A 23,307-nucleotide genomic window follows, 5' to 3' on the forward strand; every position below is an offset into this window, starting at 1 on the left:
ATCGATGCCCCAGCCGTGATCGGAAGGGAACGATCACGGCGTTCTGCCGTTTGCGCCGTGGATCCGGCGGTATATTCGCCGGATGACCGAGAGTCTCGACGCGACGGACTGGGCCATCCTGGTCGAGCTCCAGCGTGACGCCCGGTTGCCGCTCACCGAGCTGGGCCGCCGGGTGAACCTGAGTGCCTCGGCCGCGACCGAACGCCTCCGGCGGCTCGAGGCCGCCGGGGTGATCACCGGGTACCGCGCGGAGGTCGACCTCGGCAAGGTCGGCTACCCGGTGCTCGCCGTCGTCCGGCTCAAGTACCCGGGCAGCCGCCACGAGCCGCTGCACAAGCTGCTCGCGGAGCGCCTCGAGATCCTCGAATGCCTGCGCACCACCGGAGACGACTGCTACACGCTCAAGATCGCCGCGGCCTCCATGGCCCACCTCGAGCACACGATGGACGAGCTGGCCCAGTTCGGCGGCACGACCACGAACGTCGTCTACAGCCAGACGCTGCCCTACCGCGGGCCGCGGGAGCCCGCCCGTGACCTCGAGTCCTGAGCGCATCGTCGTCTACGGCGTGACCGGCTCGGGCAAGTCGACCCTGGCGGCGGCGATCGCCTCGCGGACCGGCCTGCCCTACCACTCGGTCGACGACCTGACGTGGGAACCCGGCTGGGTCGCGGTCCCCGACGACGAGCAGCGCCGCCGCATCGGCGAAGTCTGCGCGGGCGAGCGCTGGGTCATCGATTCCGCTTACTCGAAGTGGCGGGAGATCGCGCTGGAGCGTGCGGACCTGATCGTGGCGCTGGATTATCCGCGCTGGCTGTCGCTGGGCCGCCTGCTGCGCCGGACGCTGGTGCGTTCGGTGACGCGAGCCCGGATCTGCAACGGCAACGTCGAGTCCGTCCGGCAGGTGTTCTCCGCCGATTCGATCATCCGCTGGCACTTCACGTCGTTCGCGACCAAGCGGGCGCGCATCCGGGCGTGGGCCGCCGCATCGCCCAGCCCCGAGGTCGTCCGCCTGACGTCGCCGCGCGAGACGCGCCGGTGGCTCGAGACGCTCTGACTCAGGGGTCTTATGCGCCCGGCGGCAGCAGCGGGCCGCCGCTCCAGTGCTGGAACACCAGGTTCGTGTGGACGCGGGCGACCTCGTCGCGGGCGGTCAGCTCGTCGAGGACCAGGCGTTGCAGCTCGCCGGCCGAGCCGGTCGCCACGTGCGCGAGGAAGTCGTCCGGGCCGGTCAGGTGGTAGACCGCGCGCACCTCCGGCAGGGACAGCAGGTGCTCGACGAACGCGTCCACCAGCGGCCGCCGGTGCGGGCGGACCTGGACGAACAGGAACGCCTCCAGCGGCCGCCCCAGCTTGGCCGCGTCGACCGAGGCGTGCTGGCCGGTGATCACGCCGGTGTCCCGCAGCCGGGCCACACGGTCCAGGCACGTCGACGGCGCGATGCCGACCGCGGCCGCCAGGTCCTTGTTGGTGATCCGGGCATCGTTCTGCAGCAGGCGCAGAATCTCGAGGTCAGCCGGACTCAGTTCGACGAAAGCGGACATCGGCGAATGATATCCGAGAGTCTTGCTCCCGATCCGGGAAAACATCGACCATGCTCGCATGACTTCCGCGCTGCGTACCCGAGCCGTTCACGCTGGCCGTGACGATCTCACGGACCTCGGCGTCCACGCCGCTCCGCTCGACCTGTCCACGACGTACCCGTCCCGCGACAGCGCCGCCGAAGCCGCCCGGATCGACGCCTTCGCCGCCGGGGCCGAACTCGACGGCCCGCCGATCTACGGCCGGGTGGGCAACCCGACGGTGGAGCGGTTCGAACGGGCCCTCGCCGAACTCGAAGGCTTCGACCACGGCGTCGCGTTCGCCAGTGGCATGGCCGCCGTCTCGGCCTGCCTGCTTTCCGCGGTGGCGCAAGGGAAACGGCACGTCGTCGCCGTCCGCCCGCTGTACGGCTGCAGCGACCACCTGCTCGAGTCCGGGCTGCTCGGCACCGAGGTCACCTGGGCCGCCCCCGGCGCGGTCGCCGCCGCCCTGCGGCCCGACACCGGGCTGGTGTTCGTCGAGACGCCCGCGAACCCGACGCTGGCCGAGGTCGACATCGCCGCGCTGGCTCGTGCGTGTGGAGACGTGCCCCTGGTGGTGGACAACACGTTCGCCACCCCGGTGCTCCAGCGCCCGGGCAACGACGGAGCGCGGATCGTGCTGCACAGCGCGACGAAGTTCCTCGGCGGCCACGGCGACGTGATGGGCGGGATCGTCGCGTGCGACGCCGCGGAAGCCGCCCGGCTGCGCCAGATCCGCTTCGCCACCGGCGGCGTGCTGCACCCGCTGGCCGGATACCTGTTGCTGCGCGGGCTTTCCACGCTGCCGCTGCGCGTCAACGCGGCGTCCGCAACCGCGGCAACGCTCGCTTCACGTCTCGGCGACCACCCAGCGGTGACGGCCGTTCATTACCCCCGGATCGGCGGCCCCCTGGTGGCTTTCGAGGTCGACGGCGACCCCCACGCCCTCATCGGCGCGGTCCGCCTGATCACGCCGGCGGTCAGCCTGGGCAGCGTCGACACGCTGATCCAGCACCCGGGTTCGATCAGCCACCGCATCGTCGACGCCGGCGACCGTCACGACGCCGGAGTGTCCGACCAGCTGCTCCGGCTGTCGGCCGGGCTGGAGGACGTCGAGGACCTGTGGGCTGACTTGGAGCAGGCGCTGAAGGCGCTCTAGCCGCAGCAGCCGCCCCCACAGCACCCGCCCCCACCGGCCGGAGCCGCGGGACCACCCGCGGCCCCGGTGAGGGCGACGGTGGTGAGCAGCTTGACGGTGTCGCGGTGCCCCTCCGGGCAGGCCGCCGGCGCACTCGATTCGCTCATCGGGCGCAGGAGCTCAAAGGTCTCGGTGCACTCGCGGCAACGGTAAGCGTAGGTCGGCATAGGGCAATTATCGCTGGAACGGCCCGCGATGACACCCCCTGGGCCTCGGTGGGGGTGTGGGGGCTCGGCCGCTCGGATGCTGTCGGGTCCGGCTGGGCCTTCCCCGCCCGACCTTCCGCCGCCCGGCCGGGCCTCTGCCTCGCCCGGTCTCCGCCCCGGTCTGCACCCGGACCCCCGTGAAGGTGGATCAGTGGGAAGCTGAGCGCGTGCAGCCGCCTTTGCTTGCCGATGTTCCGCACCTCGGCCAGGTCGTCCCGTCCCTGCTCGCCGCGCTCGGGGTGCCCGGCTGCGGGAACTCGCTGGTGCTGCCGGAAGCGCGCAGCGCCGGGGTGCTGCTCATCGACGGGCTCGGCTGGGAGCTCCTCGCCGAGCACGCCGCGGATGCCCCGGTGCTGGCCGAGCTCGCGCGGGAGTCGTTGCGCGTGGGCTTCCCGTCGACGACGGCCGCCGGGGTGGCCGCCATCGGTACCGGGCTCGCGTCGGGCGAGCACGGCATGGTCGGCTACACCTTCGAGATGCCGGGCACGGGCGTGCTCAACGCGTTGCGCTGGTGCAGCCACGAGGACGGCGGCGACCTTCGCGGTGCCCTCCCGCCCCGCGAGGTGCAGCCACTGCAGACGACCTTCGAGCGGGCCGCCGCGGCGGGGATCGACGCCGCGGTGGTGTCCTCGGCCAAGTTCGCCGACACGGCGCTGACCCGAGCCACCCAGAGCGGGGCGCGCTACGCCGGGGTGCACGCGCTGGGCGACCTCGCCGCGCGGACGCTGTCCGTGCTCGACGGCCGTGCGTTCTGCTACGCCTACCACAGCGAACTCGACCTGCTCGGGCACGTGTACGGCCCTGGATCGGCCGCGTGGCGGATGCAGCTGCGGCAGGTCGACCGGCTCGTCGAGTCCCTTGTGGACGGTCTGCCCTCCGGGGCCCTGCTCGCGGTGGTGGCCGACCACGGGATGGTGACTGTCGAGGACAAGCTCGACCTCGAAGACGCCCCGGAGCTGCTGGAGGGCGTCCGGACGTTCGGCGGTGAGGTCCGCGCCCGGCACGTCTACACCGAACCGGGCGCGGCCGGCGACGTCCTCGCGGCCTGGCGGGAGGTGCTGGGCGAGCGGGCCTGGGTGCGGTCGCGGGAGGAGGCCGTCGCCGAGGGCTGGTTCGGCCACACGGTCAGCGACCGGGTGCTGCCGCGCATCGGCGACGTCGTCGCCGCGGCCCGCGACCGGTTCGGGATGGTGCGAGGGCTCGCGGAAGCCGTGGAGACGTCGCTGATCGGGCAGCACGGCTCGCTCACCACCGCCGAGCAGCTGGTTCCGCTGGCCCTCGCCCAGGGGTGACCTGGGCCGGAACGGCGAACTTGCGTCCCTGGAGGGTCGGCTCGCGTGGCCGGGCGGTCGGCTCGCGTGCTTGGAGCGTCGGCTCGCGAGTCCGGGGTCCCGTTTTCGGGAACCGGCGCCGGCGGGAACTTTCCGACTGCTTGTGCCGACCTGTCCACTGCGTACCGGACTGACGGGAGTGGGCGGGCATGAGCGTGCTGGACGGGATCGGGGTCGTCGGGGCCGGTGGTGAGGGGCGGGCCGTGGCCGCGTACCTCGCGGCGCGGGAGCTGCCCGTGCACCTCTGCACGCGGGATCTCCGGGCCGTGGAGGAGATCGCGCGCCGACGGGAGATCGTCGCGCGGGGCGTGCTCGACGGGCGGTTTCCGCTGCGGGAAGTGACCGCGGACCCGGCTGCCCTGGCCGGGCGCGCGGTCGTGCTGGTCGCCACCGTGACCACCGCCTACCCGGAGGTCGCCGCGCGCATCGCGCCGTACCTCGAACCCGGGCAGGTCGTGGTCCTGTTCTCCGGCAAGCTGTGCGGGAGCGTCGAGTTCGCCCACGCGCTCGCTGCCGCCGGGGCGCCGGCGGTCGACGTCGTCGAGACCGACGCGCTGTTCGCCGCGCGGCCGTCCGGAACCGATGGCGTCACCGTGCTCGGCGTGAAGCGCTGGAACCTGATCTCCGGCAGCACCGCGGCCGCCGTCGGACGGCACGCCGGCCTGCTGCGCGAGTGGTTCCCGATGCTGGAGCTCGCCCGCAACCCGGTGGAGCGCGGCCTGCACGACTTCGGCGCGGTCGCGCACGTGCCGATCGCGCTCGCCAACCTCGGCACCATCGACCGCGCCGAGGAGCTGCTCTTCTACGTCGAAGGCGTTTCGCCGCGCACGATCGCCTTGCTGGAGCGCACCGAGGCCGAGTTCGCCGCCGTCGCGCGGGCCTACGGTGCGCGGCTGCTGCCCATGACCGAGGTCCTCGACCGCTACTACGGCTGCCCGGCCACGACTCTGCTCGACGCGCTGCGGACCGTGGAGCCCTACCGGACGATCGCCGCGCCGACCAGCCTCGACCACCGCTTCCTCACCGAGGACATCCGCTCCACACTCGTGCCGCTGCAAGCACTCGCGCGGTGCGCCGGCGTCGCCACGCCGATGGTCGACGCCGCGATCACGATCATGTCCGTGCTCGGCGGCGAGGACTTCCGCCGGACCGGCCGGACGCTGGGCCGGCTCGGCTGGGACGGCCTCGGCCACGAGGGCATCCTCCGCCGGCTGCAGGACGGCCGGTTGGCGGACCGGGCGGCCTGAGCCCAGCGGGCATCGCGCGTGATTGGAGGGGCATCACGCGTGCTTGGGGGGTCGACACGCGTACTCAAGTGGACGACACGCGTACTCAGGTGGACGACACGCGTACCCAGGTGGACGACTCGCGTACCTGGACGGTTGGTTCGCGTGCCTGGGGGTCGGGTTGTGTGCCGGGAGGGTCGGTTCGGGAGGGGCGGATAACGTGGGGGTGTGCCTCGACGCAACCGTCCCGGCCGCCGGTCGGACGGTGGGCCGCCCGAGCGGGACCTCGGTGCCGCCACCGGGTGGGCGCGCGCCGAGTCCGGGGTGGACGGCGACTGGCTGGTCCGGACCGTGCCCGGGGCCCAGGCCACCAAGTTCTACCGCTGCCCCGGCTGCGACCACGAGATCCGGCCGGGGACGCCGCACCTCGTCGTCTGGCCCGCCGACGAGACCGGTTCGGTCGCCGACCGGCGCCACTGGCACCGTCCCTGCTGGGACGCCCGCGCGCGACGCCGCCCGCAGCGCCGCCGGTGATTCGCTCTGGAGTTGTCAAACACCGCCCGGCTCAGCGCCGGTAGTGGCGCGACATCGCGCCCTCGTACATCTCCTCCGTGTACTCGGTGAAGCCGAGCCGCTCGGCCACCCGCAGCGACGGCTTGTTCGCGGTGCTCACGCTCGCCAGCACCGGCAGGGACGGCAGCTCGCGGGCACACCACTCCAGCACCGCCTGCCCGGCCTCGGCCGCGTAGCCCTTGCCCCACGCGGACGGCCGGAACCGGTAGCCGAGGTTCAGCACCTTCTCGCCGTGGAAGTCCCGCAGCCGCACGCCGCACACGCCGAGCACCTCGGTGCCGCCGCGTTCGAGCACCGCGGGGTAGCCGAAGCCGTGCTCGGCCCAGTGCGCCAGCCACCCCGAGAACATCGCCGACGCGGCCGGGACGTCGGGTGGGTCGGGGTTGAAGCGGTTGGTGCGCGGGTCGGTGTGGATGTCGACTATCGCCTGCCGGTCCGCCTCGTGGAGCGGACGCAGCAGCAGCCGGTCGGTTTCGATGTCGGTGAACACGTCGGCGAAGCTAGCGCGGGGGTCCGACAGTTCTCCGCCAAAATGACGCGCATGACCGAACTGCCGCTGGTCCTCCTCCACGCCTTTCCCCTGGACGCCCGCATGTGGGACGCGGTGCGCGAGCCCCTCGCGTCACACCTTCGGGTGATCACCCCGGACCAGCGCGGGCTCGGCCGCTCGCCGCTGCCGGAGTCCGACCGCGAGCCGAGCCTCGAAGACGCCGCGCGCGACGTCGTCGCGCTGCTCGACCGGCTGGAGCTGGACCGGGTCGTGCTCGGCGGCTGTTCGATGGGCGGCTACCTCGCGATGGCGGTGCTGAGGCTGGCGCCGGAGCGGGTCGGCGGCCTGGTGCTCATCGACACCAAGGCCACCCCCGACACGCCCGAGGCCGCGCAGACGAGGCTCGACGTCGCGGCCCGCGTCGACGCCGAGGGCATCACGGGCTGGCTGGCCGAGGCCAACCTGCCGAACCTGCTGGCCGCAGCGACGCTGGAGGGACGGCCCGAGATCGTCGAAACCGTCCGGGAGATCATCGAATCCCAGCCGCCGGGCGGGATCTCGTGGACCGCGCTGGCCCTGCGGACCCGGCCCGACTCCGTCGACCTGCTGCGGGACTGCGGGGTCCCGGCTCTCGTCATCGTCGGTGAAGAAGACCCGATCACGCCGGTGGCGGCCGCGAGCGCGATGGCCGAGGTGATGGACGGCGCGACGCTCGTGGTGGTGCCGGAGGCCGGGCACCTGACGCCGCTGGAGGCCCCGGCGGACGTGGTCGAGGCGATCCTCTCCTGGTACCCGGCGACTCACGAGAAGTAGGCAGCGAGCGCGGAGCGCGCTTCGGGCAGCCGGTGCGGAAACCGCCGAGCGACGACGAAGCGCCACGCGACGGCGAAGAGTTCTCGCAACCGCGTACACACGCGAAGCGCGTCTTCGTCCACGTCGCCCGGGTACGCGGCGAGGTACTCCGGACCGCCTTGGCGGGCCAGGACACCGAGGTCCCAGGCGAGCGGCCCGGACCACGTGTCTTCGAAGTCCAGCCAGCAGGGCCCGGCCTCCGTCGCGATCAGGTTGCCGGGGTGGGCGTCGCCGTGCAGCGGCTGCACGGCGACGTCCGGCAGCGCGTCTTCGAGCCGCGCGGCCTCGGCCGCCAGCCGGGGTGCGGCGCCGTCCAGGTCGTGCCGCGCGAGGATCCGTTCCAGGTCGTCGAGCGGTCCGCGGCGGGGCAGTTCGCCCGGATACGCCCGCAGCGCCGAGTGCAGCCCGGCGAGCGAGCGCGCGACGACGTCCGGTGCGTGCCGGTGGTCCGGATCGTGCGGGGTGTGGTGCCAGAGCGTGACCGGCAGACCGGCGGCGAAATGCGGTCCGGCCGGGGGATCCGTGGAGGGTGAGACGACGAGCACACCACGGTCCGTGAGGTACCTCGAGAGGGCGACGTCGCGGGCGAGCCAGGGCGCCGCGTCCGGCCGGAGCAGCCGCGTGGTCGCCGGCACCCTGGCGACCAGCGGACCCAGTCTCACCAGCACGTTCGAGCGTTCGTGGAGCACCTCGGGGTCGTGCTCCGGCAGGCCCAGCCGGGCGGTCACGGCCAGTGCCGCGCCCACCGCCGCGCGCGTGTATCCGTCGGCCACGGACCGATCTTGCCAGCCGGTGCGCGCGACTGTCGGTAGCGAGGGCTACGATCCCCCTTGACCGCCGGAACCGGGCCTCGCCCGCGCCCGGCGGCCGGACGATGACCACCACAAGGTTTCAGTGTTGGAGGCAGGAGTGACGGCCGTAGCCCCCAAGCCGATCGCCACGCGCCCGTACCCCGCGCGCGAGTCGGTTAAGGGTTCGTACCTGCTGCGGTTGTTCCGCACGACGGACCACAAGCAGATCGGGATCATGTACCTGGTCACGTCGTTCGCCTTCTTCATGGCGGGCGGCGCGATGGCGATGCTGATCCGCACCGAGCTGGCGCGGCCCGGGCAGCAGTTCCTGTCCCAGGAGCAGTACAACCAGCTGTTCACCATGCACGGCACGGTGATGCTGCTGCTGTACGCGACCCCGATCCTCTTCGGCTTCGCGAACTTCATCCTGCCGCTGCAGATCGGTTCGCCGGACGTCGCGTTCCCGCGGCTGAACGCGTTCTCGTACTGGCTGTACCTCTTCGGCGGCCTGATCGTGCTGTCCGGCTTCCTGACCCCGGGTGGCGCCGCCGACTTCGGCTGGTTCGCCTACACCCCGCTGTCGGACGCGATCCACTCGCCGGGCGTCGGCGCGGACCTGTGGATCTCCGGCCTGGTGGTCTCCGGTCTCGGCACCATCCTCGGCGCGGTCAACATGATCACCACCGTGGTCTGCCTGCGCGCGCCGGGCATGACGATGTACCGGATGCCGATCTTCACCTGGAACATCCTGGTGACGTCGATCCTGATCCTGCTCGCCTTCCCGATCCTGACCGCGGCCTTGATGGGCCTGCTGGCGGACCGGCACCTCGGGGCGCACGTGTTCGACCCCGAAAACGGCGGTGTGATCCTCTGGCAGCACCTGTTCTGGTTCTTCGGCCATCCCGAGGTGTACATCGTCGCGCTGCCGTTCTTCGGCATCGTGTCGGAGATCTTCCCGGTGTTCAGCCGCAAGCCGCTGTTCGGCTACAAGAGCCTGGTCTGGGCGACGCTGGCCATCGCGGCGCTGTCGGTCGCGGTGTGGGCGCACCACATGTACGCCACGGGCGCCGTGCTGCTGCCGTTCTTCTCCTTCATGACGTTCCTGATCGCCGTCCCGACCGGCATCAAGTTCTTCAACTGGATCGGCACGATGTGGAAGGGCCAGCTGTCCTTCGAGACGCCGATGATCTTCTCGATGGGCTTCATCGTCACGTTCCTCTTCGGCGGCCTGACCGGCATCATGCTGGCCGCGCCGGCGATCGACTTCCACGTGTCGGACAGCTACTTCGTCGTCGCGCACTTCCACTACGTGCTCTACGGCACGATCGTGTTCGCCACCTTCGCCGGTATCTACTTCTGGTTCCCGAAGATCACCGGCCGGATGATGGACGAGAAGCTCGGCAAGTGGCACTTCTGGACCACGTTCATCGGCTTCCACATGACGTTCCTCGTCCAGCACTGGCTGGGCGCGGAGGGCATGCCGCGCCGGTACGCGGACTACCTGACCAGTGACGGCTTCACCACGCTGAACACGATCTCCACGATCGGTGCGTACATCCTCGGTGCCTCGACGCTGCCGTTCATCTGGAACGTCTTCAAGAGCTACCGCTACGGCGAGATCGTCACGGTGGACGACCCGTGGGGCTACGGCAACTCGCTCGAGTGGGCGACGTCCTGCCCGCCGCCGCGGCACAACTTCACCGAGCTGCCCCGGATCCGCTCCGAGCGCCCCGCGTTCGAGCTGCACTACCCGCACATGCTCGAGCGCATCCACAACGAGGGTGAGATCGGCTTCTTCGGGAAGCAGCGGGTCAACAGCCACGCGGCCCCGTCGCAGGTGCTCACCGAAGCGGTGATCCCGGGAGACCACTCCCAGGACAACGCCAGCGAGCAGGGCGACAAGTAAGAACGAGTAATAACCTGAACGAGTGAGCGCGTGCCCGGCTTTTGTGAAGCCGGGCACGCGCTCTACTTATGTTCGAGCCCGGACCGGCAGACTGAGCGTGCAGCGTTGCCGAACGAGGGATGACCAGTGACCCAGACCCCCGTCCTGATCACGACCACCGGCCCCGACAAGCCGGGCGTCTCGTCCGTGCTGTTCGCCGTGCTGACCCGGCACGACGTCGACGTGCTCGACGTCGAGCAGGTCGTCATCCGCGGGCAGCTGGTGCTCGGCGTGCTCGCCGGGGTCTACCGCGACCCGGAGGGCCTGCAGGAGTCGGTCGAACAGGCGCTGGCGTCCGTCGGCATGCAGGTCGACGTCAAGATCGGCTCGGCGATCGGGGACGACCCGTTCGCGCTCGGCCGCCGCGACTCCTCCCACGTGCTGGTCGTGCTCGGGCGCCCGGTGACCGCGCGCGGCTTCTCGGAGGTCGCGCGCCGGCTGGCGTCGCTCGGGGCCAACATCGACGCGATCCGCAGCGTCGCCGACTACCCCGTGACCGGGCTGGAGCTGTACGTCTCGGTCGACGAGGACACCCCGTCGGCCGACGCCGCGCTGCGGTCGGAACTCGCCGACGCCGCGGTCGAGGCGGGCGTCGACATCGCCGTCGAGCGGGCGGGCATCACGCGCCGGGCGAAGCGGCTGGTCGTCTTCGACGTCGACTCGACCCTGATCCAGGGCGAGGTCATCGAGATGCTGGGCGCGCACGCCGGGGTGGAGCCGGAGATCCGCGAGATCACCGAGGCGGCCATGCGCGGCGAGCTGAACTTCACCGAGTCGCTGGAACGGCGGGTCGCGCTGCTGGCCGGCCTCCCGGCCACGGCGATCGACGAGGTCGCCGCGTCCATCGAGCTGACCCCGGGTGCCCGCACGACGATCCGCACGCTCAAGCGGATGGGGTTCAAGACCGGGGTGGTGTCCGGCGGGTTCACGCAGGTCATCGGCGGCCTGGTGGAGGAGCTCGGCCTCGACTTCGCGGCGGCGAACGAGCTCGAGATCGTGGACGGCAAGCTCACCGGGAAGGTCGTCGGCGAGGTCGTCGACCGCGCGGGCAAGGCGAAGGTGCTTCGCCGCTTCGCCGGCGAGTACGACATCCCGCTCGAGCAGTGCGTCGCGGTCGGGGACGGCGCCAACGACATCGACATGCTTTCGGCGGCGGGCATGGGGGTCGCGTTCAACGCCAAGCCCGCGCTGCGCGAGGTGGCCGACACCGCGCTGTCGCACCCCTACCTGGACGCCGTGCTGTTCGTGCTCGGCCTCACCCGCGGCGAGGTCGAAGCGGCCGACGCCGCCGACGGGCTCGAGCTGATGCGTCCGTGAGCAGCGTTCTCGACCCCCTGGGCGCCCGCTACGCCTACTGGCTCGGGCTCCCGGCCGAAGACACTTCGGACACTTCCGACGAGCTCCCGGAGGAGGTCCGGGCGATGCCGGTGATCCTGCGCATCGAACGGGCCGAGCCACCGGGCCGCACCCCGCTGCTGGAGGCCGCGGCAGCGGCTGCGCTGGCCGTGTGCCTGGACGAGCGGGCCGAGCCCGGCGGCGAGTGGGCCGAGCCGATGCACGCGTGGCTCGACAACCGGATCCGGAAGGTCGCGCGGCGGGCGCGGGGCGCGCACTGGGCGGCCGTCCAGGACCTGCCGGGCATCACCGTCGAGGTCGACGGCGCCGAGGCGCGGGCCCTGGTCCCGGGCCTGGTGGCGGAGACGCCCAAAGAGGTCGCGCGCCTGCAGATCTCGGGCAGCGAGCTCCCGGCCGACGAGCCGGGCCCGATCCCGGACGGCGTGCCGCTGCTCCTGCTCAACCCGCACGTGCCGATGACCGTCGGCAAGGCCGCCGCGCAGGTCGGCCACGCCACGATGATCCTGGCCGCCCTGCTGGGGGATGCGGACCTGGCGGCCTGGGCCGCGCGGGCGTACCGTACCGCCGTGCGCACGCCGGGCGTCGCGCAGTGGAAAGAGCTGCACCCGGGTGACGATCCCGAAGGCGCGTGGCGGCGCGACCGGGTGATCGCCGTCCGGGACGCCGGGTTCACCGAAGTCGATCCGGGCACCATCACGGTGCTCGCCCAGTTCCCGCCCACGCAGTGGGCGCCGGAACAAGCGTCCGCCTGAGCGGTTGGAACGGGCATGGGACTTGAAGTGCAGCGCGACGGGCAGCACACGTTCGTGGGGCGCAACGACCGGGGCGCCGAGGTCCGGCTGGGCCGGGCGGGCGCCGAAGGGGCGTTCTCGCCCGCCGAACTCCTGCAGATCGCGGCCGCGGGCTGCAACGCGGTGACCGCCGAGGAGCTGATCACGCGGCGGATCGGCGAAGACTCGAAGTTCCGCGTCACCGTCAGCGCCGACCGGCGCGACGGTGCTCCGGAACTGGACGGCGTGCACGCCGCTTTCGACGTCGACGTGTCGACATTGCCGGCGGATCAGCGGGAGGCGCTGGCCGCCGCCGTGGACCGGGCGATCGACCGGCTCTGCACGGTGAGCCGCACGCTCAAGAAGGGCATCCCCGTGACGGAGACGTTCCCCCGGGCCTAGTTCTGGGTGGATTCCCAGACCACGTAGGCCTGGTCGGCGTCGGTCGTCATGGCTTCGATGAACTTCTCGTTGTCGAAGCCCGGCAGGGCCTGCAGGCGCTCGATCAGCGCGTCGGCCGCCGGGTCGCCGCTGGGGACCGCGGTGCCCTTGCCGTCGGTTCCCACCAGCATGAAGAAGACGTCTTCGTTCCACGGGCCGTCAGGGATGACTCTGACCATCACCGACGACAGGTCGGACCACGTGACGGCCTCTTCGCTGCCGTCCGCGAGCCGCCGCCGCACTCCGGTGTCGTCGACGCTGACGGTCCGGGACTGGGCGCTGGACGAATCCTGGGTCAACCGGTGCTCCCTTGTTGCTTCGGTGGGTTCACCGTACCGGGCGAGGCTGTGGACCGCGTCACGCGGGCGCGGCTGCGTCCAGCCGGCGCAGGGCGTCCCGCACCACCTTCGGGTCCATCGTCGGCCAGAACGGCGGCAGCGACGCACGCAGGAAGCCGCCGTAGCGGGCGTTCGCCAGCCGGGAGTCCAGCACGGCCACCACCCCGCGGTCGGTGACCGCGCGGTGCAGCCGCCCGGTGCCCTGCGCCAGCAGCAGCGCCGCGTGCGTGGCCGCCACGGTGAGGAACCCGTTGCCGCCGCGGGCTTCCACCGCGCGCTGCCGCGCCGAGGACACCGGGTCGTCCGGGCGCGGGAACGGGATCCGGTCGACGACCACCAGCTGCAGCGACGGGCCGGGGACGTCCACGCCCTGCCACAGGCTGAGCGTGCCGAACAGGCACGTGCGCACGTCTTCGGCGAACTTCTGGACCAGCAGCGACGTCGCGTCCTCGCCCTGGCAGAGGATCGGGAAGTCGAGCCGTTCGCGCATCTCCTCGGCGGCCTGCTTGGCCGCCCGCATCGAGGAGAACAGCCCCAGCGTGCGACCGCCCGCGGCCTCGATCAGCTCGGCCAGCTCGTCCATTGTGGACGGAACAAGGCCGTCACGGCCCGGTGGCGGCAGGTGCTTGGCCAGGTACAGGATGCCGTTGCGCCGGTGGTCGAACGGCGAGCCGACGTCCAGCCCGGTCCACTTCGGGCCGGTTTCGGCGTCGGACGGCGCCTCCTTGTCCGTCGCCGCGCCGGGCGCCTTTTCCACCTTCAGAGGGGACGGCGGGAGGCCCCACTGGCGCGCCATCGTGTCGAACGTGCCGCCCAGGGTCAGGGTCGCCGACGTCAGGATCGTCGTGTGCTGGTTGAACACGCGCTCGCGCAGCAGCCCGGCGACGCCGAGCGGAGCCACCTTCAGCGCCGGCGGCCGCGGGTTCGACGCGTACTTGTCGCCGGAGAGCCAGACGACGTCGCGCTGGTGCGCCTGGTCCTCTTCGAACGCCTCCAGCAGCCGGACCGCGGTGTCGTGCACCTCGTCGAGCAGGGACCGCGCCAGTTTGCGGGCGGTGGCTCCCTCGACGTCCTCCTTGCGGTCCGAACCCAGCGCCGTGATGCACCGGTGCGCGGCGTCGCGGATCGCCGGGATGGCGCCCTTCAGCGGCTGCGGCAGCGCGTCCATCCGGCCGGCGGGCAGGTCGTCGACGATCAGCGCCAGGCCGTCACCGGCCTCCAGCAGGCCGTCCGCCACGTCGGCGTCGATGAGCTTGCCGCAGCGGCGCGCGGCCGCCGCGCACATCGCGCTGGTCAGCTCACCCGTGGCGACCGAGGTGACCCGGTCGACGAGGTCGTGGGCCTCGTCGATGATCACCACGTCGTGGTCCGGCAGCACCTGGTAGCCCTGCAACGCGTCGATGGCCAGCAGCGCGTGGTTGGTCACGATGACGTCGGCGCGGCCGGCCTCGGCGCGGGCGCGCTCGGCGAAGCAGTCCGTGCCGATCGGGCAGCGCGAAGCGCCGAGACATTCCTTCGCCGTCACCGAAACCTGGCGCCACGCCTGGTCGGTGACGCCGGGGACGAGCTCGTCGCGGTCACCGGTTTCGGTGTCCGACGCCCATTCCCGCAGCCGCGTGACCTCCTTGCCCAGCCGCGACACGGCGAAGGGGTCGAAGAGCTGGGCGTCCTCCGGCTCGTCCGGCGCGCCGGAATCCAGCCGGTGCAGGCACATGTAGTTGCGGCGGCCCTTGAGGATCGCGAAGGTCGGTTCGCGGCCGAGCGGCTTCTTCAACGCCTTCGCGAGCCGGGGGAGGTCGCGGTCGACGAGCTGGCGCTGCAGCGCGATCGTCGCCGTGGAGACCACGACCGTGGCCTCCTTCTGGACGGCGTGGCGGATCGCGGGCACGAGGTAGGCCAGTGACTTGCCGGTGCCGGTGCCGGCCTGGACGGCCAGGTGCTCACCGGTGCGGATGGCGCGGCCGACGGCGTCGGCCATCTCGACCTGCCCTGGGCGCTCGGCACCCCCGACGGACTCCACCGCGTGGGTGAGGAGCTCGAGGACGCCGGGGAAATCAGTTCGGGCGGGCACAGCGACACATTAGCCGCCACCGCCGACAGGATCCGTGATCCGGCGCGAACGGCCCACTCGCGCCGTGTGCCGAAGGCGGCCCAGACGCGGAGAAGGGGACCGTCCTCGCCTCGCACGCAAGGAAAGTCCCCTTCGGCCCGCGTCAGTCCTCGGAACGGCGGCCCGAGACCAGCTTCCAGGTCAGCGGGAGCAACCCGGCGGCGACAACGATCTTGATCGCGTCCCCGGTCAGGAACGGCGTGACGCCCTTGGCGAACGCGGTGGACAGGTCGAACCCGGTCGACGCCATCAGCCACGGCACGCCGAACGCGTAGATCACGAGGTTGCCGAGCACCATGGTGCCCGCGGTGCGCACCGGCGTCCGGTCGCCGCCGCGGCCGGCGAGCGCGCCGACCAGGGCACCGGCGAAGACGAACCCGACGATGTAGCCGGCGCTCGCGCCGGACAGGCCCGCGGTGCCGTGCTGGAACCACGGCACACCCACGGCGCCGACCAGCAGGTACACCAGCATCGACGCGGCACCGCGCGACATGCCGAGCGACGCGCCGACGAGCAGCGCGGCGAACGTCTGTCCGGTCATCGGCACCGGGCTGCCCGGCACCGGGATCGTCAGCTGCGCGGCGGCGCCGGTGAGCACGGCACCGCCGGCGACCAGCGCGATGTCCCGGACGAGCGAGCCGGGCACGAGATCGGCCAGCACGGGCCGCTTGCCGGCGAAGGACAGCGAAGACACGAAACCTCCCAGGGTGGAGACGAGCGACGATCGAGGTTAACGCTCGTTACCGTCCCGCGGACCCGCCGAGTTGCCTTCCTCACCGGCCACTCGTCCGGGTGGACCCGATCAGGGAAGGCGCCGGACCTGCCGATGACGAAGTGGGTAACTACGAACTGTCACGAAACCGAGGAGGCCGGTACATGCGAAACGCCAGGAAGAGGACATCCCGGTTGCTGGCCGTGACCACGCTGGCCGTGCCGCTCCTGGCCGCCGCGGCGCCCGTGACGTCCACCGGATGGGCGTCTTCCGGCTCGGTGGACGTGACCGTCGACAACGAGCACGTCGTCACCGGTGAGCTGGCGAAATGCACCGTCGACGGCCCCTACACCGGCCGGACGGCGGGCGGCGCGACCGGCGACGTCGCCGTGTTCGGCACCGGCGACACCGGCTGCGGGCGCTCGGGCGAGGTGTCGGTCGCGCAGGCGGCCGGGCACCGGTTCCAAGCCACCGTGCTCCGGCGCTACGGCGGCCCGGTGCTCACTGTGCGCACGTACGCCGCGAAGTGCGCGACGACCGCGACCGGCAGCCTCGGCGAGGTGTCGATCGGCGAGGTCGACGGCGTCGCCGTGCCCGCGCAGATCCCGCCGAACCACCGGATCGTCATCCCCGGCGGCCCCGCGGGCACGGCGCTGGCGACCGTGATCCTCAACGAGACCGTGACGCCGCAGCCGCCGGACGGCAGCCTGGTGACGCACGCGCTGCACATCAAGCTGTTCCCGCAGGGCGGCCCGGCGAGCGGGGACATCTACCTGGGCACGGCCGCCTGCGACCCCTTCGGCAAGGAGTGATCAGACCGTCGTGAAGCGGCTCGCCGCCGCGACGAACTCGCCCGCCCGGGTGGCGAGGTCCGGCAGGCTGCCGCCGGCCGACAGCGCGTCGCCCAGCAGCGGGGTCGCCGCCGCGACCGCGATCGCGCCCGACCGCAGGTAGCCCTCGACGTCGGCCAGGTGGACGCCGCCGGTCGGGACCAGCGGGACGTCCGGCAGCGGCGCCCGCACCGCGCGCAGGTAGGCGATCCCGCCCACGGCCGCGACCGGGAACACCTTGACCGCGGCCGCGCCGAGCCGCCAGGCCTGGTCGATCTCCGTCGGCGTCAGCGCGCCGCAGACGACCGGCGTGTCCAGCTCGGCGGCACGTTCGAGGACCGCCGGGTTCACCGTCGGCGTGATCAGGTAGGCGGCGCCCGCGTCGACCGCGATGTCCACATCGGACGGTTCGCGGACGCTGCCCGCCCCGACCAGCGCGTCCTCGCCGAGGGCCAGGCGCAGCGCGGTGATCGCCGCGGGCGCGCCCGGGGTCGTCAGCGTCGCTTCGAGCAGGCGGACGCCCGCCGCGTGCAGCACCATCGCCGCGTCGGCGAAGCGCGCCGCGTCGGCCGCGCGCAGGATCGCGACCAGCCGGTGTTCCGCCAGCGCGGCCCGCAGGTCCTTCACCCGGGCGTCCCGACGAACGCGGTGCCGGTGTGGGCGACACCCGCCTCGTCGAAGTCCTTCACCGTCGCGTCCACGGTCGGCTGCGAGCCGCCGACGGTCAGGTCCAGCAGCACCCGCACGCCGAAGCCGGCCTTCGCGGCGTCGAGGGCCGTCGCGCGGACGCAGAAGTCCGTCGCGATGCCGACGACGTCGACGTCGGTGACGTCGTGTTCGCGCAGCCAGGCTTCGAGGGACTTGCCGTCGCGGGCCGCGCCTTCGAAGCCCGAGTACGCGGCGCTGTATTCGCCCTTGGAGAACACCTCGCCGATCGGGACGACGTCGAGCGCGGGGTGGAACGACGCGCCCGGCGTGCCGGCGACGCAGTGCACCGGCCAGCTGTCCTTGAAGTCGGGCGTCTCGCTGAAGTGGGCGCCGGGGTCGATGTGGTTGTCCCGGGTGGCCACGACGTGGCTGTACCCGCCTTCGACGGCCTGCTTGGAGATGGCGGCGGCCGCGGCGGCCCCGCCCGGCAGGCCGAGCGAACCCCCTTCGCAGAAGTCGTTCTGTACGTCCACCACGATCAGCGCGGTTCCCATGGTCGAACTCCTCTCAGAGGAACAGCGTCGGGATAGCGGGCTCGCCGTGCGAGAGCTTGAGGCCCTCCCACGGCAGGCTGACCAGGCCGCGGCGCAGCCGCTGCCTCGCGTCGTCGAGCGTAGGCAGGTCCGGCTCCGCGCGGCCAGCGCGGATCAGCGGGATCTGCAGCGGCCGGTCGTTCGCCTCCGGCTCGGGCGCGGCGTTCGCGGTCGTCCAGACGACCTCTTCGACCGCCGTGCCGGTGCCGCGGTGACGCCGCAGCGCGGACTTCCGCCCGCCGCGGGACTCCTTGTGCGCGCTGCGCTTGGCGACCGGCTTGCCGTCCACTTCGACCAGCTTGTAGACCATCCCGGCGGTCGGCGCGCCGGACCCGGTGACCACCGACGTCCCGACGCCGTACGCGTCCACCGGCTCCGCGCGCAGCGCCGCGATGGCGTGTTCGTCGAGGTCGCCGGAGACCACGATCCGGGTGTCCTTCGCACCGAGGGAGTCCAGCTGCTCGCGGGCGCGGCGGGCGAGCGGGCCGACGTCGCCGGAGTCGATCCGGATCGCGCCGAGCTCCGGCCCCGCGACGCGGACGGCGGTCTCGATGCCCGCGGTGATGTCGTAGGTGTCGACCAGCAGCGTCGTGTCCGCGCCCATCTTCTCGACCTGGGCGCGGAAGGCCGCCTCCTCGCTGTCGTGCAGCAGCATGAAGGCGTGCGCGACGGTGCCGCGGGTCGGGATGCCGTAGCGGCGGCCGGCTTCGAGGTTGGACGTCGTCGCGAAGCCGGCCAGGTAGGCGGCCCGCGCCGCGGCGACCGCGGCGTACTCGTGCGTGCGGCGCCCGCCCATCTCGATGATCGGGCGGCCGTGCGCGGCGCCGGACATCCGGGCCGCCGCCGAGGCGATGGCGCTGTCGTGGTTCAGGATCGACAGGACCAGCGTCTCCAGCAGCACGCACTCGCCGAACGAGCCGGTGACGGTGAGGATCGGCGAGCCGGGGAAGTACAGCTCGCCCTCGGGGTAGCCGTCGACGTCACCCGAGAACTCGTAGTCCGCGAGCCAGGCCAGCGTCGCGTCGTCGACGACCGCGGTCGCTTCCAGCTGCGCCAGTTCGGCGTCGGTGAAGCGGAAGTCCGCGATCGCGTCGAGCACGCGGGCGGTGCCCGCGACGACGCCGTAGCGCCGCCCGTCCGGCAGTCGCCGGGCGAAGACCTCGAAGACGCAGGGCCGCTCCGCCGTCCCGTCGGCGAGCGCGCTGCCCAGCATGGTCAGCTCGTAGTGGTCGGTGAGCAGCGCAGTGCTGGCCGTGACCGGCTCCGGTGAACCCATGGGGTAAGCCTATTCACCCACATGGCCGGACCTGGCGCGGCGTACCCGGTGACCCCCGTGACACCATGGGGTGCATGTCCACGCCTGTCGCATCCGAACAGACGCAGGTCGAACCGGTCGGTGCCGAAGTCGCCGAGTCGGACACACCGTGGCGGACCGTGGTGTGGAACGACCCGGTCAACCTCATGTCGTACGTGACGTACGTCTTCCAGAAGCTGTTCGGCTACAGCCGTGACCACGCCACCAAGCTGATGCTGGACGTGCACCACAAGGGCAAGGCGATCGTGTCGTCCGGCAGCAAGGAAAAGGTGGAGACGGACGTGGCGAAACTCCACGCGGCGGGCCTCTGGGCCACCATGGAGCAGCCCTCGTGAACGGCTGGCGGCGCAAGGGCGCGGTGATCCACGCCGGGTTCGAGCAGCAGGAAGCGGCCGTGCTGCGGGGCCTGGTCAGCCAGCTCGAGGACATGCTCACCGCGCGTGCCGAGGAAGCGCCGCAGGACGAGCTCGCCGAGCTGACGGGCATCCGGACCGGGCCCACCGAGTCCCCGGACGACCCGGTGCTGTCGCGGCTGCTCCCGGACTTCCACCGGCTCGACCCGGACAACCCGACCCGCGAGGACCTCGACTCCGCCTCGGCGATGCGCTCGCTGCACGAGCCGGAGCTGCTGGACATCAAGGTCGGCGTGGCCAAGATCGTGCTGGACACGCTGCCCCGCGACGGCGGCCACGTCCGGCTGACCGAGGAGCAGGCGGACGCCTGGCTGGGCGCGCTCAACGACGTCCGGCTGGCGCTGGGGACCGCGCTCGACGTCACCGAGGACATGCCGGACGAGCTGCCCGAAGACGATCCGCGGGCGCCGCACCTGGGCGTCTACCACTGGCTGACCTGGGTGCAGGAGACGCTGATCCAGGCGCTGACGGGATGATCACCGACGTCGCGGGTGTCCTGGTCGGGCACCACGAGCGGGTGGGGGACGGCTGGGCCACCGGGACGACGGTGGTGCTGGTCCCGGACGGCGCGGTCGGTGCCGTCGACCAGCGCGGCGGCGCGCCCGGCACGCGCGAGACGAACCTCCTCGAGCCGGAGAACCTGGTCCAGCGGGTCAACGCCGTCTGCCTCTCGGGCGGGTCGGCCTACGGACTGGCCGCGGCCGACGGCGTGATGCGGTGGCTGGCGGAGCGGAACCTGGGTTTCCCGGTGGGGACGCGGCCGCACGAGGTCGTGCCGATCGTGCCCTCGGCCGTGCTGTTCGACCTGCCGCGCAGTGAGTGGGGCAACCGGCCCGACGCGTCCTTCGGCTACGCAGCCTGCGAAGCGGCTTCTGCCGGTCCGGTGGCGCAGGGAACGGTCGGCGCGGGCGCGGGGGCGGCCGTGGGGTCGCTGAAGGGCGGGATCGGCTCGGCGAGCGAGATCGTCGGCGAGTTCACGGTCGGTGCGCTGGCGGCGGTGAACGCCGCGGGTGAGGCCGTGGACCTCTCGACCGGCCGCGCGTACGCGGCCGACCACGGCGACTTCGGCGTGACGTGGCCTTCGCGGCCCGCCGACCTGCCGTCTCGCCGGACCGACCTCAACACGACCATCGGGGTCGTCGCGGTCGACGCGGCGCTGTCGAAGGCCGAGGCGCGGCGGATCGCGGTCGCGGCCCAGGACGGGCTGGCGCGGGCGGTCCGCCCGGCGCACACGATGTTCGACGGCGACACGGTGTTCGCGCTGGCCACGGGCGCCCACGAGCTGCCGGACGCGAGCGGCCCGTTCGGCCCGGCGGCGCGCCCGGCGGCCCTGGACGCGTTGTGCTCGGCGGCGGCGCGGGTTTTCGCGCGGGCGATGGTGCGGGGTCTGCTGGCGGCGACCGCGGCCGGTGGGGTGCCGGCGTACCGGGATGTCTGGCCGGAGGCGTTCGGCTGAGTCAGAGGTCCGGCAGCGGGTCCGGCGGCAGGTCGCGGGCCCCTTCGAGGTTCGCCGCGCGGACGGCGCTCACGTACTCCTCGTCGATCTCGAGGTGCAGCCCGGCGACCGTGAGGACCGGCCCGAGGGACGGCTGGACCTCGAGCGGGCCGATTTCGGTGCGCCGGGGCAGCCGGTCGTAGACCGCCTTCGGCGAGTACCGGCGGAAGCGGCCGCCGTAGAGCAGCGTGATGCCGCGGTCGGTGACCACGACGAAGAACGCCGCCCGGGTGCGGATGCCGGCGACGTACAGCGAGATGCCGGGGATCAGGTACTGGATCTGCTCGCCGTCCTCGAGGAACTTCCGGCAGCGTTCGCGGGCGATCGCGGGTACAGGCATGAGCCGATTGTCCTGGTGAGCGCAATATCTCATCATCTGGACGCGCTTTGTCCACCACCTAAGATGTCCATGTGCTCCGGATCCGCCGTGAACTCGTCGACGAGATCGTCGCCCATGCCCGTCGTGACCACCCCGACGAGGCCTGTGGGGTGATCGCCGGGCCGGAAGGCTCGGACACCCCCGAACGGTTCATCCCCATGCTGAACGCGGCCCGGTCGCCGACGTTCTACGAGTTCGACTCCGGCGACCTGCTGAAGCTCTACCGCGAGATGGCCGCGAACGACGAGGTGCCGGTGGTCATCTACCACTCGCACACCGCCACCGAGGCGTACCCGTCGCGGACCGACGCGAACATCGCGGCCGAGCCGGACGCGCACTACGTGCTCGTCTCCACCCGCGACCCCGAAGTGCACGAGTTCCGGTCGTACCGGATCGTGGACGCCGAGATCACCGAGGAGCCGGTCGAGGTCATCGGCTGAGCCCGCTCGGAATAAACCGCCGCGCCACCGGCGTCTGCGTGTAAGAACCCACCGGAGGTAAGAACCCATGGCCGTGACCGTCTCCATCCCGACGATCCTGCGCACCCACACCGGCGGCGAGAAGTCCGTCGAGGCGAAGGGCGCGACCGTCCTCGAGGTCATCGACGACGTCGAGTCCCGCCACGCCGGCATCAAGGGCCGCCTGGTGAAGGAGGAGAAGCTGCACCGCTTCATCAACGTCTACGTCAACGACGAGGACGTGCGCTTCGCCGGCGGGCTCGAGGCCGAGGTCAAGGACGGCGACACCCTGACCATCCTCCCCGCCGTGGCCGGTGGCTGATCGATGGCTCGCTTCGAGTCCCTGCTCGACGCGCTCGGCGGCACCCCGCTGGTCGGGCTGCCCCGGCTTTCGCCGACGCACGACGTGCGCCTGTGGGCGAAGCTGGAGGACCGCAACCCGACCGGCTCGATCAAGGACCGCCCCGCGCTGGCCATGATCGAAGCCGCCGAGCGTGAGGGCAAGCTGCGGCGCGGCTCCACGATCCTGGAGCCGACGTCGGGCAACACCGGCATCTCGCTGGCCATGGCCGCCAAGCTCAAGGGCTACGGGCTGGTCTGCGTCATGCCGGAGAACACCTCGACCGAGCGCAAGCAACTGCTGCAGGCCTACGGCGCGCGGATCGTGTTCTCGCTGGCCGCGGGCGGCTCGAACGAGGCCGTCCGGCGGGCGAAGGAGCTGGCCGAGGCGAACCCGGACTGGGTGATGCTCTACCAGTACGGCAACCCGGCCAACGCCGAAGCGCACTACCGCGGCACCGGGCCGGAGCTGCTCAAGGACCTGCCGACGCTGACGCACTTCGTCGGCGGCCTCGGCACGACCGGCACGCTCGTCGGCGTCGGGCGGTACCTGCACGAGGCGAAGCCGGAAGTCCAGATCATCGCGGCCGAGCCGCGCTACGGCGAGCTGGTGTACGGCCTGCGCAACCTCGACGAGGGGTTCGTGCCGGAGCTGTACGACCCCAGCGTGCTCAACGGCCGGTTCTCCGTCGGGGCGTATGACGCGCTCCGCCGGACGCGCGAGCTGCTGGAGCACGAAGGCATCTTCGCGGGCATCTCGACGGGCGCGGTGCTGCACGCCGCGTTGGCGGTGGCCGAGAAGGCCGCGGCTCGGGGCGAGCCGGCCGACGTCGCCTTCGTCGTCGCGGACGCCGGGTGGAAGTACCTCTCCACCGGGGCCTACGCGGGGTCGCTGGACGAGGCCGCCGAGCGGCTCGACGGGCAGCTCTGGGCCTGAG

At 72.1% G+C, this 23,307-nt stretch carries 29 protein-coding genes; 18 read left to right on the forward strand and 11 right to left on the reverse strand.

The genetic code is table 11. From position 1 onward, the window contains the following. The first annotated feature begins 82 nt into the window (after positions 1-82). Both ACH54P_RS38155 and ACH54P_RS38160 read left to right on the forward strand, forming a co-directional pair. The gene (locus ACH54P_RS38155; RefSeq protein WP_489908143.1) at positions 83-547 is read left to right on the forward strand and encodes an Lrp/AsnC family transcriptional regulator; all 465 of its coding nucleotides are present in this window, start codon (positions 83-85) and stop codon (positions 545-547) included. Next, positions 531-1,055: a P-loop NTPase family protein gene (locus tag ACH54P_RS38160; RefSeq protein WP_489908144.1), complete on the forward strand. Its 525-nt coding sequence runs from the start codon at positions 531-533 to the stop codon at positions 1,053-1,055. The genes ACH54P_RS38155 and ACH54P_RS38160 overlap by 17 nt, the downstream gene beginning before the upstream one ends. A gap of 10 nt (positions 1,056-1,065) precedes the next feature. Here ACH54P_RS38160 and ACH54P_RS38165 read toward each other — a convergent pair whose 3' ends face one another. Continuing rightward, positions 1,066-1,542, reverse strand: coding sequence for an Lrp/AsnC family transcriptional regulator (locus ACH54P_RS38165; RefSeq protein WP_489908145.1), 477 nt, complete (start codon positions 1,540-1,542; stop codon positions 1,066-1,068). Positions 1,543-1,600: 58 nt separating this feature from the next. Between ACH54P_RS38165 and ACH54P_RS38170 the strand changes: the two genes are divergently transcribed. Then, entirely contained in the window at positions 1,601-2,719 is a 1,119-nt protein-coding gene (locus ACH54P_RS38170; RefSeq protein WP_489908146.1) for a trans-sulfuration enzyme family protein, read from the forward strand. On the opposite strand, the gene ACH54P_RS38175 is transcribed toward ACH54P_RS38170, so the two are convergent. Beyond that, entirely contained in the window at positions 2,716-2,925 is a 210-nt protein-coding gene (locus tag ACH54P_RS38175) for an FmdB family zinc ribbon protein (RefSeq protein WP_489908147.1), read from the reverse strand. The genes ACH54P_RS38170 and ACH54P_RS38175 overlap by 4 nt on opposite strands. 206 nt (positions 2,926-3,131) lie before the next feature. On the opposite strand from ACH54P_RS38175, the gene ACH54P_RS38180 reads away from it, so the two are divergent. From ACH54P_RS38180 to ACH54P_RS38190, 3 genes are all read left to right on the forward strand, one after another. Then, positions 3,132-4,256, forward strand: coding sequence for an alkaline phosphatase family protein (locus ACH54P_RS38180; protein WP_489908148.1), 1,125 nt, complete (start codon positions 3,132-3,134; stop codon positions 4,254-4,256). Between the two features lie 188 nt (positions 4,257-4,444). After that, positions 4,445-5,542 carry an NAD/NADP octopine/nopaline dehydrogenase family protein gene (locus ACH54P_RS38185; RefSeq protein WP_489908149.1) on the forward strand — a complete coding sequence of 366 codons (1,098 nt, stop codon included), beginning with the start codon at positions 4,445-4,447 and terminating at the stop codon, positions 5,540-5,542. 207 nt (positions 5,543-5,749) lie between these two features. Then, positions 5,750-6,055, forward strand: a complete 306-nt coding sequence (locus tag ACH54P_RS38190) for an Rv1322 family protein (RefSeq protein WP_489908150.1) — start codon at positions 5,750-5,752, stop codon at positions 6,053-6,055. A 31-nt stretch (positions 6,056-6,086) separates the two neighbouring features. Here the strand turns inward: ACH54P_RS38190 and ACH54P_RS38195 are convergent, their stop codons facing one another. Then, positions 6,087-6,584, reverse strand: a complete 498-nt coding sequence (locus ACH54P_RS38195) for a GNAT family N-acetyltransferase (protein ID WP_489908151.1) — start codon at positions 6,582-6,584, stop codon at positions 6,087-6,089. A 51-nt stretch (positions 6,585-6,635) separates the two neighbouring features. Here ACH54P_RS38195 and ACH54P_RS38200 point away from each other — a divergent pair, with 51 nt between their 5' ends. Beyond that, positions 6,636-7,397, forward strand: coding sequence for an alpha/beta fold hydrolase (locus tag ACH54P_RS38200; RefSeq protein WP_489908152.1), 762 nt, complete (start codon positions 6,636-6,638; stop codon positions 7,395-7,397). On the opposite strand, the gene ACH54P_RS38205 is transcribed toward ACH54P_RS38200, so the two are convergent. After that, positions 7,385-8,209, reverse strand: a complete 825-nt coding sequence (locus ACH54P_RS38205) for a phosphotransferase (protein ID WP_489908153.1) — start codon at positions 8,207-8,209, stop codon at positions 7,385-7,387. The genes ACH54P_RS38200 and ACH54P_RS38205 overlap by 13 nt on opposite strands. A 136-nt stretch (positions 8,210-8,345) precedes the next feature. Between ACH54P_RS38205 and ctaD the strand changes: the two genes are divergently transcribed. The 4 genes from ctaD (at position 8,346) to ACH54P_RS38225 (ending at position 12,700) form a co-directional block, all read left to right on the forward strand. Beyond that, positions 8,346-10,133, forward strand: a complete 1,788-nt coding sequence (gene ctaD / locus ACH54P_RS38210) for an aa3-type cytochrome oxidase subunit I (protein WP_489908154.1) — start codon at positions 8,346-8,348, stop codon at positions 10,131-10,133. A gap of 126 nt (positions 10,134-10,259) precedes the next feature. Further along, positions 10,260-11,489 carry a phosphoserine phosphatase SerB gene (serB, locus tag ACH54P_RS38215; RefSeq protein ID WP_489908155.1) on the forward strand — a complete coding sequence of 410 codons (1,230 nt, stop codon included), beginning with the start codon at positions 10,260-10,262 and terminating at the stop codon, positions 11,487-11,489. Then, positions 11,486-12,280 carry a peptidyl-tRNA hydrolase gene (locus ACH54P_RS38220; RefSeq protein WP_489908156.1) on the forward strand — a complete coding sequence of 265 codons (795 nt, stop codon included), beginning with the start codon at positions 11,486-11,488 and terminating at the stop codon, positions 12,278-12,280. Before serB ends, ACH54P_RS38220 begins: the two co-directional genes overlap by 4 nt. Positions 12,281-12,295: 15 nt before the next feature. Next, complete coding sequence (locus ACH54P_RS38225; RefSeq protein WP_489908157.1) at positions 12,296-12,700, forward strand: OsmC family protein; 405 nt, start codon at positions 12,296-12,298, stop codon at positions 12,698-12,700. On the opposite strand, the gene ACH54P_RS38230 is transcribed toward ACH54P_RS38225, so the two are convergent. From ACH54P_RS38230 to ACH54P_RS38240, 3 genes are all read right to left on the reverse strand, one after another. After that, the gene (locus ACH54P_RS38230; protein WP_489908158.1) at positions 12,697-13,038 is read right to left on the reverse strand and encodes a hypothetical protein; all 342 of its coding nucleotides are present in this window, start codon (positions 13,036-13,038) and stop codon (positions 12,697-12,699) included. The two genes, ACH54P_RS38225 and ACH54P_RS38230, sit on opposite strands and share 4 nt — an antisense overlap. A 58-nt stretch (positions 13,039-13,096) precedes the next feature. Then, complete coding sequence (locus tag ACH54P_RS38235) at positions 13,097-15,148, reverse strand: ATP-dependent DNA helicase (protein ID WP_489908159.1); 2,052 nt, start codon at positions 15,146-15,148, stop codon at positions 13,097-13,099. A gap of 142 nt (positions 15,149-15,290) precedes the next feature. Further along, positions 15,291-15,881: a biotin transporter BioY gene (locus ACH54P_RS38240; protein WP_489908160.1), complete on the reverse strand. Its 591-nt coding sequence runs from the start codon at positions 15,879-15,881 to the stop codon at positions 15,291-15,293. Positions 15,882-16,093: 212 nt separating this feature from the next. On the opposite strand from ACH54P_RS38240, the gene ACH54P_RS38245 reads away from it, so the two are divergent. After that, a complete protein-coding gene (locus ACH54P_RS38245; RefSeq protein WP_489916873.1) occupies positions 16,094-16,711 on the forward strand; it encodes a choice-of-anchor P family protein in 618 nt (205 codons plus the stop codon). Here the strand turns inward: ACH54P_RS38245 and ACH54P_RS38250 are convergent, their stop codons facing one another. From ACH54P_RS38250 to ACH54P_RS38260, 3 genes are read right to left on the reverse strand one after another with little or no spacing between them, the layout of a single operon-like run. Next, complete coding sequence (locus ACH54P_RS38250) at positions 16,712-17,356, reverse strand: bifunctional 4-hydroxy-2-oxoglutarate aldolase/2-dehydro-3-deoxy-phosphogluconate aldolase (protein WP_489908161.1); 645 nt, start codon at positions 17,354-17,356, stop codon at positions 16,712-16,714. Beyond that, positions 17,353-17,931 carry an isochorismatase family protein gene (locus tag ACH54P_RS38255; RefSeq protein WP_489908162.1) on the reverse strand — a complete coding sequence of 193 codons (579 nt, stop codon included), beginning with the start codon at positions 17,929-17,931 and terminating at the stop codon, positions 17,353-17,355. Before ACH54P_RS38255 ends, ACH54P_RS38250 begins: the two co-directional genes overlap by 4 nt. 13 nt (positions 17,932-17,944) lie before the next feature. After that, on the reverse strand, positions 17,945-19,246 hold the full coding sequence (locus ACH54P_RS38260; protein ID WP_489908163.1) for a nicotinate phosphoribosyltransferase: 1,302 nt from the start codon (positions 19,244-19,246) through the stop codon (positions 17,945-17,947). Between the two features lie 74 nt (positions 19,247-19,320). Between ACH54P_RS38260 and clpS the strand changes: the two genes are divergently transcribed. The 3 genes from clpS to ACH54P_RS38275 are packed head-to-tail and all read left to right on the forward strand — an operon-like array spanning position 19,321 to position 21,154. Continuing rightward, on the forward strand, positions 19,321-19,620 hold the full coding sequence (gene clpS, locus ACH54P_RS38265) for an ATP-dependent Clp protease adapter ClpS (RefSeq protein ID WP_043776748.1): 300 nt from the start codon (positions 19,321-19,323) through the stop codon (positions 19,618-19,620). After that, on the forward strand, positions 19,617-20,174 hold the full coding sequence (locus tag ACH54P_RS38270; protein ID WP_489908164.1) for a DUF2017 domain-containing protein: 558 nt from the start codon (positions 19,617-19,619) through the stop codon (positions 20,172-20,174). The genes clpS and ACH54P_RS38270 overlap by 4 nt, the downstream gene beginning before the upstream one ends. Then, complete coding sequence (locus ACH54P_RS38275; RefSeq protein WP_489908165.1) at positions 20,171-21,154, forward strand: P1 family peptidase; 984 nt, start codon at positions 20,171-20,173, stop codon at positions 21,152-21,154. The genes ACH54P_RS38270 and ACH54P_RS38275 overlap by 4 nt, the downstream gene beginning before the upstream one ends. 1 nt (position 21,155) lies before the next feature. Here ACH54P_RS38275 and ACH54P_RS38280 read toward each other — a convergent pair whose 3' ends face one another. After that, the gene (locus ACH54P_RS38280) at positions 21,156-21,533 is read right to left on the reverse strand and encodes a hypothetical protein (RefSeq protein WP_489908166.1); all 378 of its coding nucleotides are present in this window, start codon (positions 21,531-21,533) and stop codon (positions 21,156-21,158) included. Positions 21,534-21,604: 71 nt separating this feature from the next. Between ACH54P_RS38280 and ACH54P_RS38285 the strand changes: the two genes are divergently transcribed. From ACH54P_RS38285 to ACH54P_RS38295, 3 genes are all read left to right on the forward strand, one after another. Next, positions 21,605-22,012: a M67 family metallopeptidase gene (locus ACH54P_RS38285; RefSeq protein WP_489908167.1), complete on the forward strand. Its 408-nt coding sequence runs from the start codon at positions 21,605-21,607 to the stop codon at positions 22,010-22,012. A 67-nt stretch (positions 22,013-22,079) separates the two neighbouring features. Then, positions 22,080-22,352 carry a MoaD/ThiS family protein gene (locus ACH54P_RS38290; RefSeq protein ID WP_086679767.1) on the forward strand — a complete coding sequence of 91 codons (273 nt, stop codon included), beginning with the start codon at positions 22,080-22,082 and terminating at the stop codon, positions 22,350-22,352. Between the two features lie 3 nt (positions 22,353-22,355). Beyond that, complete coding sequence (locus tag ACH54P_RS38295) at positions 22,356-23,306, forward strand: PLP-dependent cysteine synthase family protein (protein ID WP_489908168.1); 951 nt, start codon at positions 22,356-22,358, stop codon at positions 23,304-23,306. The last annotated feature ends 1 nt before the right edge of the window (position 23,307 follow it).

The organism is Amycolatopsis sp. N2S4-7, assembly GCF_058119595.1.

Coding starts and splice junctions, on each gene's coding strand:
- ACH54P_RS38155 (WP_489908143.1), top strand. CDS start 83: ATGACCGAGAGTCTCGACGCGACGGACTGGGCCATCCTGGTCGAGCTC.
- ACH54P_RS38165 (WP_489908145.1), bottom strand. CDS start 1,542: ATGTCCGCTTTCGTCGAACTGAGTCCGGCTGACCTCGAGATTCTGCGC.
- ACH54P_RS38170 (WP_489908146.1), top strand. CDS start 1,601: ATGACTTCCGCGCTGCGTACCCGAGCCGTTCACGCTGGCCGTGACGAT.
- ACH54P_RS38175 (WP_489908147.1), bottom strand. CDS start 2,925: ATGCCGACCTACGCTTACCGTTGCCGCGAGTGCACCGAGACCTTTGAG.
- ACH54P_RS38185 (WP_489908149.1), top strand. CDS start 4,445: ATGAGCGTGCTGGACGGGATCGGGGTCGTCGGGGCCGGTGGTGAGGGG.
- ACH54P_RS38200 (WP_489908152.1), top strand. CDS start 6,636: ATGACCGAACTGCCGCTGGTCCTCCTCCACGCCTTTCCCCTGGACGCC.
- ACH54P_RS38225 (WP_489908157.1), top strand. CDS start 12,296: ATGGGACTTGAAGTGCAGCGCGACGGGCAGCACACGTTCGTGGGGCGC.
- ACH54P_RS38255 (WP_489908162.1), bottom strand. CDS start 17,931: ATGGGAACCGCGCTGATCGTGGTGGACGTACAGAACGACTTCTGCGAA.
- ACH54P_RS38260 (WP_489908163.1), bottom strand. CDS start 19,246: ATGGGTTCACCGGAGCCGGTCACGGCCAGCACTGCGCTGCTCACCGAC.
- clpS (WP_043776748.1), top strand. CDS start 19,321: ATGTCCACGCCTGTCGCATCCGAACAGACGCAGGTCGAACCGGTCGGT.
- ACH54P_RS38275 (WP_489908165.1), top strand. CDS start 20,171: ATGATCACCGACGTCGCGGGTGTCCTGGTCGGGCACCACGAGCGGGTG.
- ACH54P_RS38280 (WP_489908166.1), bottom strand. CDS start 21,533: ATGCCTGTACCCGCGATCGCCCGCGAACGCTGCCGGAAGTTCCTCGAG.
- ACH54P_RS38290 (WP_086679767.1), top strand. CDS start 22,080: ATGGCCGTGACCGTCTCCATCCCGACGATCCTGCGCACCCACACCGGC.
- ACH54P_RS38295 (WP_489908168.1), top strand. CDS start 22,356: ATGGCTCGCTTCGAGTCCCTGCTCGACGCGCTCGGCGGCACCCCGCTG.